This window comes from Paraburkholderia sp. 22098, assembly GCF_052045935.1.
In the GTDB taxonomy this organism is placed as follows: domain Bacteria; phylum Pseudomonadota; class Gammaproteobacteria; order Burkholderiales; family Burkholderiaceae; genus Paraburkholderia; species Paraburkholderia caledonica.
Window position 1 is genome coordinate 1 of record NZ_JBQEPV010000009.1, and the last position, 16,398, is coordinate 16,398.

The following is a 16,398-nucleotide window of genomic DNA, read 5'->3' on the forward strand; positions in this document are numbered from 1 at the left end:
AACCGGTCGCTCACTCAACGTACTGACGAAGTGTTCAACCATCTCTCGATGACCAAACCTTCCTTTCATTACTGTGTGAGACTTGATACTTTCGCTTTATGTGAATCCGGAGATCCACCGCGTCGCGCATCAAGCGCCCACACTTATCGGCTGTTAGTTTTTAAAGATCGATCCGCCTCACTCCGCGCTGCCCTACCACACCTACCCGGCACCGCTTCGTTCTGCGTCGCTGCATCTGCAGCAGAGAAACGAGATTATGAAGAACTCCGGCTGCGCCGTCAACAGGTTTCTGTTACTGCCTGAACCTGCTGCCACCGCTCGAAGCCTTGCCACTACTGGCTTTCCCGCTTCCCGTGCCCCGGCGTCCGGAGCACGAAAGAGCGAGATTCTAGCGAGCCGGCCAGCACCTTGCAAGCGTTATTTGCTCTTATTCAAGGCGTCTTTTCTATCCGGCCAACTTCTTCCGCAACGGCAGGTTTGGCACCCGACGCCAACGCACCGCCAGCGGTCGCTCCGATAGTCCAGTCGTGCAGCACCGTGTACGCGACTGCGAGCAAAGTCGGTCCAATGAAGACTCCGAGGAAGCCAAAAGCGAACGCGCCGCCCAGGATACCTAGCATGACGAGAATCAACGGCATGTCGCTGCTCTTGCCGATCAGGATCGGCTTAATAACGTTGTCGGACATGCCCACGACGAGCACACCCCACACCACCAGAAAGAGCGCCCATCCTGTCGCACCGCCGTGGTAGAGCCAGATTGCCGCCGGCAACCATACGATCACGGGGCCTCCCGGGATTACGGACAGGAAAAACGTCGCCAGACCAAGCAATGCAGGAGCCGGCACGCCAGCTATCCAGCAGCCGAACCCAGCAAGAATGCCCTGAACAAGCGCAGTGCCCAGAATTCCATAGACGACGCCCTTGACCGTACTGCCCGCAAGCGCCAGCAGGTAATCGGCACGATCACCGGCGATACGCCGCATGCCCGCGTTCAACCACGCGCCCGCACCCTCTCCCCCGGTATAAAAAAAGAAAGCCAGCACAATGCTTAGCGCCAATAGCCCAAGACCGTGCGTGACGGCAATGGCTGCCGCAAGGATCCACTTGCCGGCCGGCGCAGCAAGCGTACGCAACTGAGCGATTAGTTCGGAATTGCTGCTTGTCAGACGCTCCCAGAAACTTTGGATGCTCGACCCGATCACCGGAACCCTCGCCACCCAGGGTGGCAAATCCGGCAAACCTGCTTCGAACAATCTTTGAACCAGAGCGACGATGTCGTGAACGTGCGCACCAAACGCAAACCCCGCGTAGACGAACGGCCCCAGCACCACGATTAGAATAATGAACACAATCAACGTGGCAGCCGACTTGCGCCTGCCGCCAAGTGCCGCGGTCAGCTTCCGGTATAGCCCCCAGGAGCTGTAGCTGAGAATTGCGCCCCACAGTAAAGCAGTCGTGAATGGCGCGAGGACCAGTAACGAGCCGCCCACCAGGACGATCAGCGCGAACACCGCGGCGAGGCGTTCAATCAGTTGGTCCGATTTCACAATGAATCTCCCGTTACGCCAGACCGAGGCGACAAGTACGAACGCCGCGTTCGGCGCCCGTCAAATCGGCCAGTATACAAAAGCCACTTTCGCTAGCTGACCCGCTTACATTATTTGACGAATTAACGACCGAAGCACGATCAAACATACGCCGACGGTCTGATTTTTCGCGCAGAAACGTCCGAATCGTTGCGGCACCGCGCGCCAAATAATATGGCGCCACGGAAACGACTACAATAAAAGGTTCTGTGCACCCAACTTCCGGATTTATGCGCTCGCGAATCGCCAAACGTCTCCCCCCCGATGCCGACAAGCTTGTCGGTCTCTCGCTCGCGCTTTTCGCGTCGGGCAGCCGCACCGAGGACCGCTTCTGGGAAGCGAAGCTCGACGCGCTGCTGGCCAAGATCGTGCGCAACGCCAATCAGACTACGCTCGACGCAGCCCTCGACCATCTGCAGCAGAATCATCCCGATGCATATGGGGCGCTGGCCGACATGGCGGAAACGCACAGCGAATCGTTCGTCGTCGAGCACGAAGGCGTGGCCTATGAAGCATTGCTGATTGCGGCGCCCATCCTCGCGTGGACTCGCTACATGATTCCATCCGGGCCGCTCAAAGCCGATGCCGCCGACGCTTTGCGCGCGCACCTGCAGGCTCACGTGCTCGCCGCGAACACGCGTGTCGCCATGGCGCCGTTCCTCTACAGCATCGACCAGCTGCCGCGCCATCAAGTCGAAACATGGCGCATTGCCCAGCAGCTTGCACAAGCAGCCATGGCTGGCGGCAGCCTCAAGCTCAACTTCGGCGAACTGCCGGAAACCTCGCCGATTCTTGCCGACCCGCGCTTCCTGCTCGCCGTGGTCGCGGCGCCCGTCGGCGAGCCCACGTTCCGCTGGCAAGAAGAGGAGCACGGAACCCGGATCGAACGAGGACAGTGCCTCGAGCAATGGGCGACGCAAGGCGGCGCGAACCTGTCGCTCGTGCTGCCTGGTTGTGAGTTCGAGTGTCTGTTGCCGGATGCCTACTACTCGGCATGCCGCGACGCCGACGAACGCGTGCGTCCTCACACGGTGCGCACTGCCGTGCGTTATCTGTTCGACACAATTGGTGCCGCTCCGCAGGACCTGCGCGCGGTGGTTGCGGGCTTCGGCGAGCGCCGCATCGACGAATACCGCGTCGGCTTTACGCGCCGCGGCAGCAATGAAGTGATCTACGGCGTCGTATGGCCGCTGTATGGCCGTGAAAATGGCGAGGCCGGCATTGACGAAGAGCCGCAGGAAAGCGCACCGCCGGACGCTCCCCTCGAAGAAATCGTCGCGCTCCTCAAGGAAACCGGCGTGACGGACGTGCGCCGCCACGCCGGCCGCTTCGAGCCTGAATATTGCGATGACTGCGGCGTCCCGTTGTACGCCGATCCGCTCGGCGAAATCGTCCACGCGGAAATGCCCGAAGACGCGGAACCCGCGCAACCGCACTTCCACTAGGACGCCGCGCGCCTTTGGCGTATCGCAATTCATTGAGGAACCCCGCCGCGTGCGGGGTTTTTTGTACGTCATTTCTCCTATGCCTTTTGGACAGGCCGTCAAATCCCAGGGAATTTGTCATCATAGGAACGGCGACGCATCGCACACCCGCCCGGCCCAACGCCTGGCGAATGCATCGCGCCATTTCGCCCGATTCATCTGGAGACATGCATGCGATTCTCGATTCTCAACTCTGACGCGGAACGACGCGACGGCCTCAAGGCGCTGTTACGGCAAATCAACCGGCTAGCGCGTTTTAACGAAGCACAAGACTGGCGCCAGGTCGAGCGCACGCTCAAACGTCAGTGGCCCGATCTGCTCGTGGTCGACTGGCAGGACTGGATGTCGGTCACCGACCTCCGCAACCTGCTGAGCCACTACCCGGATCTGCGCATTGCAGTGCTGACGGACAAAATTTCGCCGAAGGTGGTGAGCGAACTCATGGACGAGGGTGTGCTCGGCGTCGTGCCGCGCGAAACCGATCCGTGCCTGATCGTGCGCGCCTTCGAAATGGTGATGCTAGGCGGTCACTACGTGCCTTCCGGCGCGCTGGCGCTCAACCCTCCGCTCCCCGCGGATACCGCTATCCGCCCGTTTGACGAGAAGAGCCCGCCACCGCGCCGACCCAGATTGTCGAATGGACTCTCGCCTCGCCAGGAGCAGATCATGCGCTGCGTCCATATGGGAAGTACCAATAAGATGATTGCGCGCACATTGGGCATAAGCGAGGGCACGGTCAAAATCCATTTGACCAGCATATTCCAGCAGCTGGGCGCGCCCAATCGCGCCGCCGCTGTGGCGCTCTACAACGGTTGGCTGACAAATCATTTGCAAGTACTGCGCAGTAACGCAGAAGGCTTGCTCCGGCCAGTCATGGGCGAGCCCGGCGCCGTACCGCTGCGGCGCGCCACAGGGCGGCGCTTCCAATATCCCCTGTCCGCTAACGATTCAACTGCTCCGTTGCCGATGGTGGCCGAGCCGGGCACGTCCTATGACGACGCGTCCGCGGCGGCGCCCTCTTCCGGGCCGGTCACAGAAGGCTCTACGTGAGCTGACGCCTGCGCGTCACGGGCGTGATGCGCGATTTGTGCCAGTGCTCGCATCGGCTGGCATGGAATCCGCTCACACCTTTTCTCGTCCAACGAGTAATATGAGACTCATGGGTTTCCTCTACACACCGCTTCCGTTCTGGGTTGCTGTCGGTGGCTGGATCGTCACTGCGATAGCGGTCGCGCTCGCGCTGTGGAAAAATCCTTTCAAACGACTTCAAGACGGCACATTGCAGCATGTCTGGCTGGCGATCATCGTCGCCCTGTCGGTACTGTGGGCCAGCAACGCCTGGCTCGACGACGGCACGGTCATGCACCTGCTCGGCGCGACCCTCGTCGTGACGCTATTCGACTGGGCGCTGGCATTGATTGCAATGGCTGTGGTCACCGGCCTTGCCGGCCTGATCTTCGACGCTCCGTGGCAAGGCATCGCACTCACCTTCCTCGTGTTCGGCGCGCTGCCCGTCGGCATCTCGACATTGCTTCAACGAGCGAGCATTGCGTGGTTGCCGCGCAATCTTTTCATGTTCATCTTCGGCCAAGGCTTCGTGTCGCCGGCTATCACAGTGTCGCTCACCGCGGCTGCGGCGCTCGGCGTTCACGTGGCGCTTGCCGACGGCTCAGTGACCGTCGTGCCCGCAGGCTACGCGCTCAGCGTACTTCTTCTCGCTACCGGCGAGGCATGGTTCACGGGAATGTCCACGGCGCTGATCGCCGTCTACCGCCCTGCCTGGGTCACCACTTATGATGTGCGGCGATACCGGCTCGGCGGGCCGCGCACGTGAGACGCGCGCAAAGCTCAACGCATGATCAACGTGCTGCTGAGCTTGCCGCGTCAATGCGTTCAGTCGCGCGCCCAGCATCGCAAAGCGCGGTGAAAACCGCGGCCGAAAAATAGTTGCGGCACGATTGAACTCAACCCTGCCGCCAGGCATCTTACGTGCCTCACGTCTCGATAGCGCTTAACGAACTAGATGGATTGCACCAACGTACCGCGCCGATTACTGCGGCTGGTCGGCCGGTTGGCAACACTCGCAGCGAGCTTCTCCCTCGCATGCAATGCGCCCGCATTCGCCGATCAACTCGAACAGCACAACGACCTCGTCAACAGATTTGTCAATGAATTGCACGCCGATCCGCTCGTCGCGGATTGCGCCGCACATGGCAACTTCGTCGCGAGCACCTCGACCGCGTTCGATCATGTCGAGTTTCCACCTAGTTCGTTCGACAGCGCGCACGCCTCAATCACGCCGTGGAACGATTCGTTCGACGAAGGCAAGCAACGCGTCAAGGTCGACAACATCGTCACAGTCGAAGGGCTCGGTATTCGTCAAAGCGGCGGGGGCGACGCTGCCGACCTGAAGTTCCGCTGCGGCTATGTCGGCGCGCAGATGCTGGCGTTCAGCTGGAACGATCCGGTGCCCCCGGCGCGGGCGCGCAGCTCGGAGCCCTCATCGTCGCGCGCAGTATCGGGTAAGCATCGCGGGGCGAAGGGCAAGCAGGCGGCAAGCGGCAAAGGCGCGAAGAAGAGTTCCGCGAAGTCGTCGAAAAGCACTTCGGGCAAGTCGTCCAGCAAGACTACGCCTGCAAAGAAAAAGCACTAAGACGAAGCTAACGCTGCGAATCGTGCAAGCACCAAAGCACGATTCGCAGCGTTCCTGAATTCGACGATCAGGCGAATTCGTGCCCCTTGTCAGCAAACCGGGAAGGCGCATAAACGCGCCGGCCGTTCCGACCAGCCAACAAAAAAAGGCACACACGCAATGCATGTGTGCCTTCGTCAATGCGGCGAACTCAGGCGAACGTCTCTACATGCCGCAAGATGGCTTGCAGCATCGCCGCACCGAGCGACGCGCTGCGCTCGCCGTTCCAGCCCACTCTTTCGTCCGGCAAGTTGGCGTTGTCCTTGAAGGGCATCTCGAGCGTCAATGAAAGGCAGCCAAACTCGTTGCCGATATATTTCGAAGCGAGCTTGAGCGCGTCTTCGCGATACTTGCTCGCGGCGTAGCCGTACTCGTTCTGGAAATCGGGGCTTGCCTGTTTGAACGCTTCGATGAACGCCCTTTGTTCCTCGCCTTGCCGCTCGGTGAATCCCGGCAGCATCTCCGAGCCGGCCACGAAGACGTAAGGCAGCGCCTCATCGCCGTGAATATCGAAAAAGAGGTCGCAGCCGGTTGCGTGAATCGCGTCACGCACTACGAGCACCTCGGGACTGCGCGCGGCGTCCGGTTCCATCCACTCACGGTTCAGGTTGGCGCCGGCTGCATTGGTGCGCAGGTTGCCGCGCACGCTGCCATCCGGATTCATGTTCGGCACAATGTAGAACACCGCGTGGTCGTACAGTTTGCGCGCCACCGGATCGCCCGCCCAATCGCCCCAGCCGACCAGCCGCTTCACGAGTCCTTCGATGAACCATTCGGCCATGGTCTCGCCCGGATGCTGACGCGCGATCAGCCAGATCTTTTTCTTTGCGACGTCGCCGGTTTGCGGTGTGCCGAGCGTGAGCAGCGACACCGGCCGGCCTTCGACGGTCGTGCCCAACTCGGTAAGCGTGGCTTGCGGCATCTGTTGAACTGCGCCGAGAAACTCGGAGTGGCGTTCCTCGCTATACGGTTCGAAGTACGCGTAATAAATGCGATCGAATTCCGGCGTGTGATCGATGGTCAGCACACGGCCGTCGTACGAAGTAGGCACGCGAAACCAGTTCACGCGGTCGTAGCTGGCGACAGCCTGGTAGTCGCGCCAGCCTTCCGCGAACGCGCACGCCGCCGCGTTCTCGAAGGTCATCACGCAGCGCTCGCCCGCCGCGCCGGAGAGGCGGAAGTAAAACCACTGCGCAAACTCCGCGTGGCTGTCGGAACGCACGCGCAAACGGATATTGCCGGCCTCGGCGCAAGACAGCACCTCGATTGCGCCGCCGTCGAAGTTGCTCGTAATCGATAAACTCATGATGTCATTTCCTGCATATGTGGGCGGCAATCCGCTGGGCGGCACCGCGCTCATTCAGCGACGCGGCGGCGAAATACGTACGTGGAATCGTTCGAGGCTTCGGCGTCGAACGCATAGCCTTCGGAATCGAACCCCTTCAGCTGCTCGGGCTCGTCGAGGCGATTTTCTACCGCGTAGCGCGCCATCAAACCGCGAGCCCGCTTCGCATGAAAGCTGATGATCTTATAGCGGCCGCCCTTCCAGTCCTCGAACACGGGCGTGACGACCGGTGCTTCGAGCAGCTTCGGCTTGACCGACTTGAAATACTCGCCCGACGCGCAATTCACCAGCACACGGGATTTTGCAGCGCGCTTTTTCAACTGGGCGTTCAACGCCTGCGTGATCCGCTCGCCCCAGAAGGCATATAGATCTTTGCCGCGCGGATTGGGCAGTCGTGTACCCATTTCCAGCCGGTACGGCTGCAGCAGGTCGAGCGGGCGCAGCAAGCCATAGAGACCTGACAACACGCGCACATGATTCTGCGCAAAATCCAGATCTGCCGAGGACAGCGTCTTCGCGTTGAAGCCCTCGTACACGTCGCCATTGAACGCAAGCACGGCCTGCTTCGCGTTGTCCGTGCCGAAGCGCGGCGACCACTGCGCGTAGCGCTCGAAATTGAGGTGCGCCAACTGGTCCGAAATGCTCATTAGCGAAGCGATCTGCTGCGGCGACAAACGACGCAAACCGCCAATCAATTCGGCGGCATCGTCGACGAAATCGGGGATTGTGTGTTTCTTGACGTGCGGTGGAGTTTCGTAGTCGAGCGATTTCGCCGGCGACAGAACGATTATCATAGAGGCTTGCAGGCACGCCGTGCCTGGCGGTCAAAGACGAAAGCCAGATTGTAACGAATGCCCGGTTCCCATGCCTCACACGACGCTTTGCGCGTCGTTCTCGATTCCAATGTGTGGATCGATATTCTCGTGTTCGACGACCCGCACACGCGCCCAATTCGCGCCGCGCTGGAAAACGGCACGCTCGCCGCAGTGATCGACGCCCGCTGCCTCGCCGAACTGACCTACGTGCTGGACTATCCGCAATTCGCCGGTCGCAATGTGGATAAGTCCGCCGCGCTCGCCGTCGTCGCTCGGCTCGCACAAATGGTCGAACTTGCCGCCGAGCCGGAAGGCTCGCGTCCGCTGCCGAAATGCAAAGACCGCGACGATCAGAAATTTCTCGAACTCGCTCACGCCGCCCGCGCAGACTGGCTCGTGTCGAAAGATCGCGCGGTGCTGAAACTTGCGAAGCGGGTCGCACGGGATTTCGGGTTTCAAATTGCACAGCCGGCGCCGTTCGCCGCTCTGCTGACTGGCCTGGTCAGCGGTTCAACCAGCGGGGCCGCTGCACCAGCGGAAAGTCCGGTATAACCCTGGCCGAACGGCTACCGGCACACGGCAGGCGCGCACGCCCTGCCGCTATTCCCTACAATCAGGCTTCGCCGGTTTGAAAACGATGCCTTCGCCCACTCACTCGTCACGCCCGAACAGCGCCATGAATGCACCGCACGACACGCCCATGAGTCCCTCGTTTCCATCGCGTCTGCCGAATGTGGGCACGACGATCTTTACCGTTATGAGCGCGCTCGCCGCCGAAAAAGGCGCAGTCAATCTTGGTCAGGGCTTTCCCGACTTCGGTTGCGATCCCCGGATCGTGGATGCGGTTGCGAACGCAATGCGCGACGGCCACAACCAGTATCCGCCGATGGCCGGCGCCGCGCCGCTGCGCGAAGCGATCTCGGACAAGATCGCAAACGTGTATGGCCGCCGCTACGACGCCACCACCGAAATAACGGTCACGGCTGGAGCAACGCAGGCACTGCTCACGGCGATTCTCTGCGCGGTCCACCCCGGCGACGAAGTGGTCGTGATCGAGCCGACATACGACAGCTACTTACCGTCAATCGAACTGGCGGGCGGCAAGCCGGTATTCGTCACGCTCGACGCGCCCGACTACGCAATCCCCTTCGACAAGCTCGCCGCCGCGATCACGCCGAAAACCCGGCTCCTGCTGATCAACACGCCGCACAATCCGACCGGCACCGTCTGGCGCGCCGAAGACATGCGCAAGCTCGAAGAAATCGTGCGCGGCACCAACGTGCTCATCCTGTCGGACGAAGTATATGAACACATGGTCTACGACGGAGCGCCGCACGAGAGCGTGGCCCGTTACCCAGAACTGGCGCAGCGCAGTTTCGTCGTATCGAGCTTCGGTAAGACGTATCACGTCACTGGCTGGAAAGTCGGCTATGTCGCGGCGCCGGCCGCGCTCACCGCTGAATTTCGCAAAGTGCATCAGTTCAACGTGTTCACAGTGAACACGCCAATGCAGATCGGACTGGCCGAATACATGAAGGACCCGGCGCCTTATCTCGAACTGCCGGCGTTCTATCAGAGCAAGCGCGACTTCTTCCGCGCCGGCCTCGCCAATTCGCGCTTCAAACTATTGCCCTGTACCGGCACGTACTTCCAGTGTGTCGATTATTCGGCAATCAGCGATCTGCCCGAAGCAGAATTCGCACAGTGGCTGACGGGCGAAATCGGCGTCGCGGCCATTCCGGTGTCGGCCTTCTATCACGAAGCGCATGAGTCGGGCGTCGTGCGCTTCTGTTTCGCCAAGCAGGAAAGCACGCTCGCCACCGCGCTCGAACGGCTCGCGCGTCTCTAGCATGTCACGCGCGATGCTGCGAACGAACCCACGTTCCTCGCCATCGCGCGCAATCGTCAACGCGTGCGTTACGCGTCGAAGTTCGCGTCGCGGTTCGCCTCGGATCTCACAGGGCTATGCGTCAGGCCGGACGCGACGCCGCAATGTACGCCTTCCGGTCCTCAGTCACACGCTGCGCAGCCGGCCGGCTGTTGATGGTCTTCACGTAGCTCTTCCAGTCGAGACCCGCGTCGAGCAGGAAATCGCGGCCGTAGATTGCCTGCGTGGCCATGCCGACGAGCGGCAAACTCACGTAGCCCGCTGCGTCTGCGACACTGAACCGTTCACCGCGCAAATACGGTGTGAATCGGGCGATCCGCCTGAATCCCGCAATATGATGCGTGAGCAGCTTCTCGACCCGGCCCTTGGTCGCGTCGGTCAACGTGCCGCCGAAAAATGCTTCCTTGTACAGGTTGCGTGCCGTCAGTTCCAGGTGCACGTCCACGAAGGTGATCAGCTCGCGCTCCTTGGCCGCCTCCCATGGATCGGCGGAGAAAATCGGCTTGTCGGGAAAGCGCGCGGCCAGGTACTCGACAATACATTGCGATTCCGACAGATCGCCCTCTTCGGTTTGCAGATAAGGCACTTTGCCAAGCGGCGAGTGTGCGAGCATGGCCTCGTCCTGGCTCGGCTGTACGAGCACCTCTTCGAACTCGATACCGTGTTCGAGCAGAACGAACTTCACCTTGTTGTAGTAGTTAGAGAGCGCGAACCCGCAGAGCTTGATCATCGTTGTCTCCTTCCTTGTTGGTGTGTGAGACCGCCGCATCGAAGAAAGGCGACCTTCGGGCGATCGTCAAATGAATTGTACGAGCGTGCTATTCTAAAATAACCATGGAGTCGAGCAACACAATGACCTCTCGCAACTTCAGCATAGAGACAATCGGCATTGTCGGAACCGGAGCAATGGGCCGCGGCATTGCACAGATCGCTGCACTCGCGGGCCTCGCCGTGCGTCTATACGACGCCAACCCCGCTGCGATCGGCGCCGCACGAGACTATCTCGCCGAAACTTTCGCCAAACTGACCGCCAAAGGCAAGCTCGAGCAGGCGCGCTCGCTTGCGGCGCTCGCCAACGTCACGGCCGCGCACGCGATCAACGATCTGGCGGATTGCGATCTGGTCATCGAGGCGATCGTCGAGAAGCTGGAAGTCAAGCAGGCACTATTTCGCGAACTCGAGACCGTGGTGAGTGGACGTTGCGTGCTCGCGTCGAACACGTCTTCGCTATCCATCACGGCAATCGCGGCCGGCTGCACGGATCCCTCGCGCGTGGTCGGATATCACTTCTTCAATCCGGTCCCGCTGATGAAAGTCGTCGAAGTGATCGACGGCCTGCGCAGCGACCGTCAGGCAGGCGACGCATTAATGGACCTCGCGCGCCGCATGGGTCACACGCCGGTGCGTGCGAAAGACATGCCTGGCTTCATCGTCAATCACGCGGGCCGCGGCATGAACACCGAGGGCCTGCGCGTGGCGGGCGAAGGCGTGGCGAGCTTCGTGGATATCGACAGGATCATGCGCGAGCAGGCGGGTTTTCGTCTCGGCCCGTTCGAACTGCTCGATCTGACCGCACTCGACGTATCGCATCCGGTCATGGAGTCGATCTACCATCAGTTCTATGAAGAGCCGCGCTTCACGCCCTCGCCTATCACCGGCACACGGCTCGCGGGTGGACTGCTTGGTCGCAAGACGGGCGAAGGTTTTTATCGGTATGAAGACGGCAAGCAGCAGGCGCCTGCCGAAAGCCCGGCGCCGGCCGCGCTGCCGACCAGCGTGTGGGTCAGCAAGCGCTATCGCGAGGCTTATCAGGCCGTCGTGGAACTCGTCGGCAAAGCGGGCGTGAAGCTCGACGACGGCGCCTCGCCCGCGGCGGACTCGCTGATCGTCGTCACGCCGTTCGGTCACGACGCGACCACGGCTGCGGTCGACGAAGCGCTGGACGCGAGCCGCGTCGTCGCTATCGACGCACTCTTTCCGCTCGTCGGCACGCAGCGCCGTACGTTGATGACCACGCCCGCGACAACCCGTGCCGCGCGTGACGCAGGACATGCGCTTTTTTCGGCCGACGGCGTGCCCGTCACCGTGATCCGCGATTCGACCGGCTTCGTCGCGCAACGCGTGGTCGCTACGATCGTCAACATCGGCTGCGATATCGCGCAAAAGCAGATTGCGACGCCAGAGGACATTGACCTCGCTGTCATGCTCGGCCTCGGCTATCCACGCGGGCCGCTCGCGCTCGGCGACGCGCTCGGTGCGAAAACCATCCTCACCATCCTGCGCAATATGTTCGACGTGCTCGGCGATCCACGCTACCGCCCCTCGCCGTGGCTCGCGCGCCGCGCACAACTCGGCATGTCGCTGACCCAGAGCGACGCCGCCGACACTCAAACAGAGAATCCGGAGACCCAACAATGAGCGCCGAACTGCTGACCTCGCGCCCTACCGAAAGCGAATCGACGCTGGTACTCACGCTGTCCAACCCGGGCGCACGCAACGCACTGCATCCCGACATGTACGCGGCCGGCATCGAGGCGCTCGATTCAGTGGAACGTGATCCGTCGATCCGCGCCGTGGTAATCACGGGCGCAGACAATTTTTTCTGTGCAGGCGGCAACCTGAACCGACTGCTCGAGAACCGCGCGAAGGATCCGTCGGTCCAGGCGCAGAGTATCGATTTGCTAGCCGAGTGGATCTCGGCGTTGCGGCTGTCCTCGAAACCCGTGATTGCCGCCGTCGACGGCGCGGCAGCCGGCGCGGGATTTTCGCTTGCGCTCGCGTGCGACCTGATCGTCGCGGCCGACGACGCCAAGTTCGTGATGTCGTATGCCCGGGTCGGCCTCACGCCCGACGGCGGCGGCTCGTGGTTTCTCGCGCAGGCCTTGCCTCGCCAGCTCGCGACCGAAGTGCTGATCGAAGGCAAGCCGATCGGTGCGGCACGTTTGCACGAACTAGGCGTCGTCAACAAACTGACGAAGCCGGGCACCGCGCGCGACGCCGCCATCGCATGGGCCGACGAACTCGGCAAGATATCGCCGAACTCGGTGGCGCGCATCAAGACCCTCGTCTGTGCGGCCGGCACGCAGCCGCTTTCCGAACACCTGATCGCAGAGCGCGATAACTTCGTCGCGTCGCTGCATCATCGGGAGGGCCTTGAAGGCATTTCCGCGTTCCTCGAAAAACGCGCGCCCGTTTATAAGTGAGCGCGAAGCCATGCCCACTTCCATGCCCACTTATCAGTTACCTAAACGCCGCCGCATTTTTTTAATGCGTCACGGCGACGTGACTTACTTTGACGACTCAGGCCGCACGATCGATCCCGAAACGGTGCCGCTCAACGCCAATGGCCGCGAGCAGGCGAGCGCGGCGGGCCGGGTGTTTGCAGAGCAGCAGGTTCGATTCGATCGCGTGATCGTGAGCGGCTTGCCGCGCACTGTCGAAACCGCGCAGCGCGTGCTGGCCGAGACGGGTCAGCAGATCACACTGGAGATCGAGCCTGCATGGCAGGAAATTCGCGGCGGCAAGCTACGCCATATTCCGTTGGGAGATATCGAGGCCGCGTTTCTCGGTGTGTTCGACGGCATCGTGCCGGAGAGCACGCGCTTTCTCGACGGTGAAACGATCGGCGAGTTGTTCGATCGCGTGCTGCCCGCCGTGGCGGCTCTGCGCGAGGACACTTCGTGGGACACGGTTCTGCTAGTGCTGCATGGCGGCGTGAATCGCGCAATCCTTTCGCATGCGCTTACCGCTGGCGGACGCACATTTTTCGGCCATCTCGCGCAGGCGACCGGCTGCATTAACGCGCTCGACGTCGGCGCAGCACCGCGCGACTGGGTGCTGCGCGCGATCAATTATTCGCCGCCGTCGCCGCTGCATCGCGACATCCGCAATACGACGATGGAAATCCTCTACGCACAATTCATCCAATACACGCGTAGCTGAACCCAAACCGGAGGAGACACATGGTGCAAGCCACACAAAGCGGCGAGCCGGAACAGCAAGCGGACTACTCTGCCTTCGAGGGCACGCGCCCGGTCAATGATCGGCAGCGCTTCAACGACGAAGCGCTTGCCGCCTGGCTGACACAGCATGTCGATGGGTTCTCCGGACCGCTTACGGTCGAGCAGTTCGCCGGCGGCCAGTCGAATCCGACATTCAAACTGGTCACGCCGTCGCGAGCCTACGTGATGCGCGCGAAGCCTGGGCCGGCGGCAAAGTTGCTGCCGTCTGCGCATGCTATCGAACGTGAATACCGCGTAATGCATGCGCTCGCAGACACCGACGTGCCTGTCGCGCAAATGCTCGCCCTGTGCGAGGACGAAAGCGTGATAGGCCGTGCGTTCTATGTCATGGGTTTCGTCGATGGCCGCGTGTTGTGGGACCAGTCGCTGCCAGGCATGACTGCCAGTGAACGAAGCGCAATCTATGACGAGATGAACCGCGTGATTGCAGCGCTGCACAGCGTCGATGCCACGAGCGTGGGACTGTCGGACTACGGCAAGCCTGGCAACTATTTTGCGCGTCAGATCGGCCGTTGGAGCAAGCAGTACCTTGCGTCCGAGACCGAGCCTATCGACGCAATGCAGCGCCTGATCGAATGGCTGCCGCAGCACATGCCGACGCAATCCGGCGAGCGCGCCTCGATCGTGCATGGCGACTACCGGCTCGATAACCTCGTCTTCGATCGCGAGGTACCGAAAGTGCTTGCGGTGCTTGATTGGGAACTGTCTACGTTAGGCGACCCGCTCGCCGACTTCGCCTATCACTGCATGTCGTGGCATGTCGATCCCGCACAGTTTCGCGGCATCGCCGGTCTCGATTGGTCGGCGCTCGGCATTCCCGACGAACAGCAGTACGTCGCGCGCTATTGCAAGCGCACGGGCTTTGAAATTCAGGGCGACTGGAATTTCTACCTCGCCTACAACATGTTCCGTATCGCCGCGATTCTGCAGGGCATCATGAAGCGTGTGGTCGACGGCACTGCGGCCAGTGCGCAGGCGCTCGACGCCGGCCGGCGGGCAAAGCCGATGGCCGACCTCGCCTGGCAATATGCGCAGAAAGTGCGTTGACCGCGCTTGAATGCGCCTGGAGACTGCTGAACACGCCTGCGCGCAGCAAAAAGCGAATGGCAAACAGCACAGCAAGCAGCGCCCACATTAAATTTCGTCCGTTATCCGCGAGGTCCATAGATGAATTTCGATTACACGCCGAAAGTTCAGGCATTGCGCGAAAAACTGCTCGCCTTCTTCGACGAGCACATTTATCCGAACGAACAAGCGTTCTACGCGGAGATTGCGCAAAACCGGCTGAACGGCAACGCATGGCAGCCGACCGAACTGATTGAGCGACTCAAGCAGAATGCGCGCGACGCGGGCTTGTGGAACCTATTCCTGCCCGACTCGGTGCGCGGCGCCGGCTTGACCAACCTCGAATACGCGCCGCTGTGCGAGATCATGGGCCGGGTGCCATGGGCGCCGGAGGTGTTCAATTGCAATGCGCCCGACACCGGCAACATGGAAACGATCGAGCGATACGGCAGCGAAGAGAACAAACGCGAATGGCTCGAACCTCTTCTGCAAGGGCAGATTCGTTCTGCCTTTCTGATGACGGAGCCGGAAGTGGCGTCGTCTGATGCGACCAATATCCAGACCAGCATCGTGCGCGATGGTGACTACTACGTGATCAATGGTCACAAGTGGTGGTCTTCGGGCGCGGGCGATCCGCGCTGCAAAATTTATATCGTGATGGGCAAGACGGATGCCGATGCGCCGCGCCATCAGCAGCAGTCAATGATCCTCGTGCCCGCCGACGCGACAGGCGTTACTGTGCACCGCCCTCTTTCCGTTTTCGGCTACGACGACGCGCCGCATGGCCATATGGAAATCACGCTCGACAATGTACGCGTGCCTGCAACGAACATGCTGCTCGGCGAAGGCCGCGGCTTCGAGATTGCACAAGGGCGTCTTGGACCGGGACGCATCCACCACTGCATGCGTCTGATCGGACTTGCGGAGCGTGCGCTCGAATTGATGTGCAAACGCTCGATGCAACGCGTCGCGTTCGGCAAGCCTGTTGCTACGCAAGGCGTCACGCAGGAACGTATCGCCGAGGCGCGCTGCATGATCGAACAGGCACGGCTGCTCACGCTCAAAACCGCGTACATGATGGACACCGTCGGCAACAAGGGCGCGCGCGGCGAGATCGCGATGATCAAGGTCGTGGCGCCGAACATGGCGTGTCAGGTAATCGACTGGGCCATTCAGGCGCACGGCGGCGGCGGCGTCAGCGACGACTTCCCGCTGGCTTACGCTTACGCCTCCGCGCGGACCTTGCGCTTTGCGGACGGTCCGGACGAAGTGCATCGCAATGCAATCGCGAAACTGGAGCTTGCACGTTACATCGAACCTGCGGCGGCTAGTGTGGAGACGCCGGCTGCGCGCGTTTGACGTCCTGCTCGAACTTCGTTTCGAGCACTGCTGGCCAGGCGCGCATCTGTGGGCGCCGCCAGCATCATCGTGCGATCTATGCTCTAATTTTCGTCAAGCGCGGCGCTCCTCGGAGCGCCGCTTTACAGAACGAAAGGAGCGA

At 61.4% G+C, this 16,398-nt stretch carries 16 protein-coding genes; 12 read left to right on the forward strand and 4 right to left on the reverse strand.

The genetic code is table 11. From position 1 onward, the window contains the following. Positions 1-303, forward strand: a 303-nt coding sequence (locus tag ACTJLB_RS19540) for a hypothetical protein (RefSeq protein WP_440784241.1), incomplete at its 5' end; no start/stop codon positions are given. Positions 304-431: 128 nt separating this feature from the next. Here the strand turns inward: ACTJLB_RS19540 and ACTJLB_RS19545 are convergent. Next, complete coding sequence (locus ACTJLB_RS19545) at positions 432-1,547, reverse strand: AI-2E family transporter (protein ID WP_020069616.1); 1,116 nt, start codon at positions 1,545-1,547, stop codon at positions 432-434. A 269-nt stretch (positions 1,548-1,816) separates the two neighbouring features. Between ACTJLB_RS19545 and ACTJLB_RS19550 the strand changes: the two genes are divergently transcribed. From ACTJLB_RS19550 to ACTJLB_RS19565, 4 genes are all read left to right on the forward strand, one after another. Then, a complete protein-coding gene (locus ACTJLB_RS19550) occupies positions 1,817-3,031 on the forward strand; it encodes a DUF2863 family protein (RefSeq protein WP_440784242.1) in 1,215 nt (404 codons plus the stop codon). A gap of 210 nt (positions 3,032-3,241) precedes the next feature. After that, positions 3,242-4,120, forward strand: coding sequence for a LuxR C-terminal-related transcriptional regulator (locus ACTJLB_RS19555; RefSeq protein ID WP_440784243.1), 879 nt, complete (start codon positions 3,242-3,244; stop codon positions 4,118-4,120). 109 nt (positions 4,121-4,229) lie between these two features. Continuing rightward, a complete protein-coding gene (locus ACTJLB_RS19560) occupies positions 4,230-4,904 on the forward strand; it encodes an energy-coupling factor ABC transporter permease (RefSeq protein ID WP_020069613.1) in 675 nt (224 codons plus the stop codon). Positions 4,905-5,093: 189 nt separating this feature from the next. Then, a complete protein-coding gene (locus ACTJLB_RS19565) occupies positions 5,094-5,723 on the forward strand; it encodes a BspC domain-containing protein (protein ID WP_440784244.1) in 630 nt (209 codons plus the stop codon). Positions 5,724-5,913: 190 nt separating this feature from the next. Here ACTJLB_RS19565 and ACTJLB_RS19570 read toward each other — a convergent pair whose 3' ends face one another. Then, positions 5,914-7,068, reverse strand: coding sequence for a M14 family metallopeptidase (locus ACTJLB_RS19570; RefSeq protein WP_310068548.1), 1,155 nt, complete (start codon positions 7,066-7,068; stop codon positions 5,914-5,916). 50 nt (positions 7,069-7,118) lie between these two features. Then, the gene (gene yaaA / locus ACTJLB_RS19575) at positions 7,119-7,901 is read right to left on the reverse strand and encodes a peroxide stress protein YaaA (protein WP_020069610.1); all 783 of its coding nucleotides are present in this window, start codon (positions 7,899-7,901) and stop codon (positions 7,119-7,121) included. A 57-nt stretch (positions 7,902-7,958) separates the two neighbouring features. Here yaaA and ACTJLB_RS19580 point away from each other — a divergent pair, with 57 nt between their 5' ends. Together ACTJLB_RS19580 and ACTJLB_RS19585 are read left to right on the forward strand one after the other, a co-directional pair. Next, positions 7,959-8,474, forward strand: a complete 516-nt coding sequence (locus ACTJLB_RS19580) for a putative toxin-antitoxin system toxin component, PIN family (RefSeq protein ID WP_440784245.1) — start codon at positions 7,959-7,961, stop codon at positions 8,472-8,474. 124 nt (positions 8,475-8,598) lie between these two features. Next, entirely contained in the window at positions 8,599-9,771 is a 1,173-nt protein-coding gene (locus ACTJLB_RS19585; RefSeq protein WP_020069608.1) for a pyridoxal phosphate-dependent aminotransferase, read from the forward strand. 121 nt (positions 9,772-9,892) lie between these two features. Here ACTJLB_RS19585 and ACTJLB_RS19590 read toward each other — a convergent pair whose 3' ends face one another. Continuing rightward, a complete protein-coding gene (locus tag ACTJLB_RS19590) occupies positions 9,893-10,540 on the reverse strand; it encodes a glutathione S-transferase family protein (protein WP_310068538.1) in 648 nt (215 codons plus the stop codon). Positions 10,541-10,662: 122 nt separating this feature from the next. On the opposite strand from ACTJLB_RS19590, the gene ACTJLB_RS19595 reads away from it, so the two are divergent. The 5 genes from ACTJLB_RS19595 (at position 10,663) to ACTJLB_RS19615 (ending at position 16,256) form a co-directional block, all read left to right on the forward strand. Next, complete coding sequence (locus tag ACTJLB_RS19595) at positions 10,663-12,228, forward strand: 3-hydroxyacyl-CoA dehydrogenase (RefSeq protein ID WP_440784246.1); 1,566 nt, start codon at positions 10,663-10,665, stop codon at positions 12,226-12,228. Next, positions 12,225-13,013, forward strand: a complete 789-nt coding sequence (locus ACTJLB_RS19600) for an oxepin-CoA hydrolase, alternative type (RefSeq protein ID WP_087754069.1) — start codon at positions 12,225-12,227, stop codon at positions 13,011-13,013. Before ACTJLB_RS19595 ends, ACTJLB_RS19600 begins: the two co-directional genes overlap by 4 nt. Positions 13,014-13,035: 22 nt before the next feature. Further along, positions 13,036-13,752: a histidine phosphatase family protein gene (locus tag ACTJLB_RS19605; RefSeq protein WP_440784342.1), complete on the forward strand. Its 717-nt coding sequence runs from the start codon at positions 13,036-13,038 to the stop codon at positions 13,750-13,752. A gap of 20 nt (positions 13,753-13,772) precedes the next feature. Beyond that, positions 13,773-14,879: a phosphotransferase gene (locus ACTJLB_RS19610; protein ID WP_440784247.1), complete on the forward strand. Its 1,107-nt coding sequence runs from the start codon at positions 13,773-13,775 to the stop codon at positions 14,877-14,879. Between the two features lie 120 nt (positions 14,880-14,999). Then, positions 15,000-16,256 (forward strand): acyl-CoA dehydrogenase family protein, encoded by a 1,257-nt coding sequence (locus ACTJLB_RS19615; RefSeq protein ID WP_204522143.1) that lies wholly within the window; start codon positions 15,000-15,002, stop codon positions 16,254-16,256. The last annotated feature ends 142 nt before the right edge of the window (positions 16,257-16,398 follow it).

What these genes read in the sequence shown, in the direction of transcription:
- ACTJLB_RS19600 (WP_087754069.1), top strand. Translation starts at nt 12,225, where the DNA reads ATGAGCGCCGAACTGCTGACCTCGCGCCCTACCGAAAGCGAATCGACG.
- ACTJLB_RS19610 (WP_440784247.1), top strand. Translation starts at nt 13,773, where the DNA reads ATGGTGCAAGCCACACAAAGCGGCGAGCCGGAACAGCAAGCGGACTAC.
- ACTJLB_RS19555 (WP_440784243.1), top strand. Translation starts at nt 3,242, where the DNA reads ATGCGATTCTCGATTCTCAACTCTGACGCGGAACGACGCGACGGCCTC.
- ACTJLB_RS19585 (WP_020069608.1), top strand. Translation starts at nt 8,599, where the DNA reads ATGAATGCACCGCACGACACGCCCATGAGTCCCTCGTTTCCATCGCGT.
- yaaA (WP_020069610.1), bottom strand. Translation starts at nt 7,901, where the DNA reads ATGATAATCGTTCTGTCGCCGGCGAAATCGCTCGACTACGAAACTCCA.
- ACTJLB_RS19615 (WP_204522143.1), top strand. Translation starts at nt 15,000, where the DNA reads ATGAATTTCGATTACACGCCGAAAGTTCAGGCATTGCGCGAAAAACTG.
- ACTJLB_RS19580 (WP_440784245.1), top strand. Translation starts at nt 7,959, where the DNA reads ATGCCCGGTTCCCATGCCTCACACGACGCTTTGCGCGTCGTTCTCGAT.
- ACTJLB_RS19565 (WP_440784244.1), top strand. Translation starts at nt 5,094, where the DNA reads ATGGATTGCACCAACGTACCGCGCCGATTACTGCGGCTGGTCGGCCGG.
- ACTJLB_RS19560 (WP_020069613.1), top strand. Translation starts at nt 4,230, where the DNA reads ATGGGTTTCCTCTACACACCGCTTCCGTTCTGGGTTGCTGTCGGTGGC.
- ACTJLB_RS19550 (WP_440784242.1), top strand. Translation starts at nt 1,817, where the DNA reads ATGCGCTCGCGAATCGCCAAACGTCTCCCCCCCGATGCCGACAAGCTT.
- ACTJLB_RS19595 (WP_440784246.1), top strand. Translation starts at nt 10,663, where the DNA reads ATGACCTCTCGCAACTTCAGCATAGAGACAATCGGCATTGTCGGAACC.
- ACTJLB_RS19605 (WP_440784342.1), top strand. Translation starts at nt 13,036, where the DNA reads ATGCCCACTTATCAGTTACCTAAACGCCGCCGCATTTTTTTAATGCGT.
- ACTJLB_RS19590 (WP_310068538.1), bottom strand. Translation starts at nt 10,540, where the DNA reads ATGATCAAGCTCTGCGGGTTCGCGCTCTCTAACTACTACAACAAGGTG.
- ACTJLB_RS19570 (WP_310068548.1), bottom strand. Translation starts at nt 7,068, where the DNA reads ATGAGTTTATCGATTACGAGCAACTTCGACGGCGGCGCAATCGAGGTG.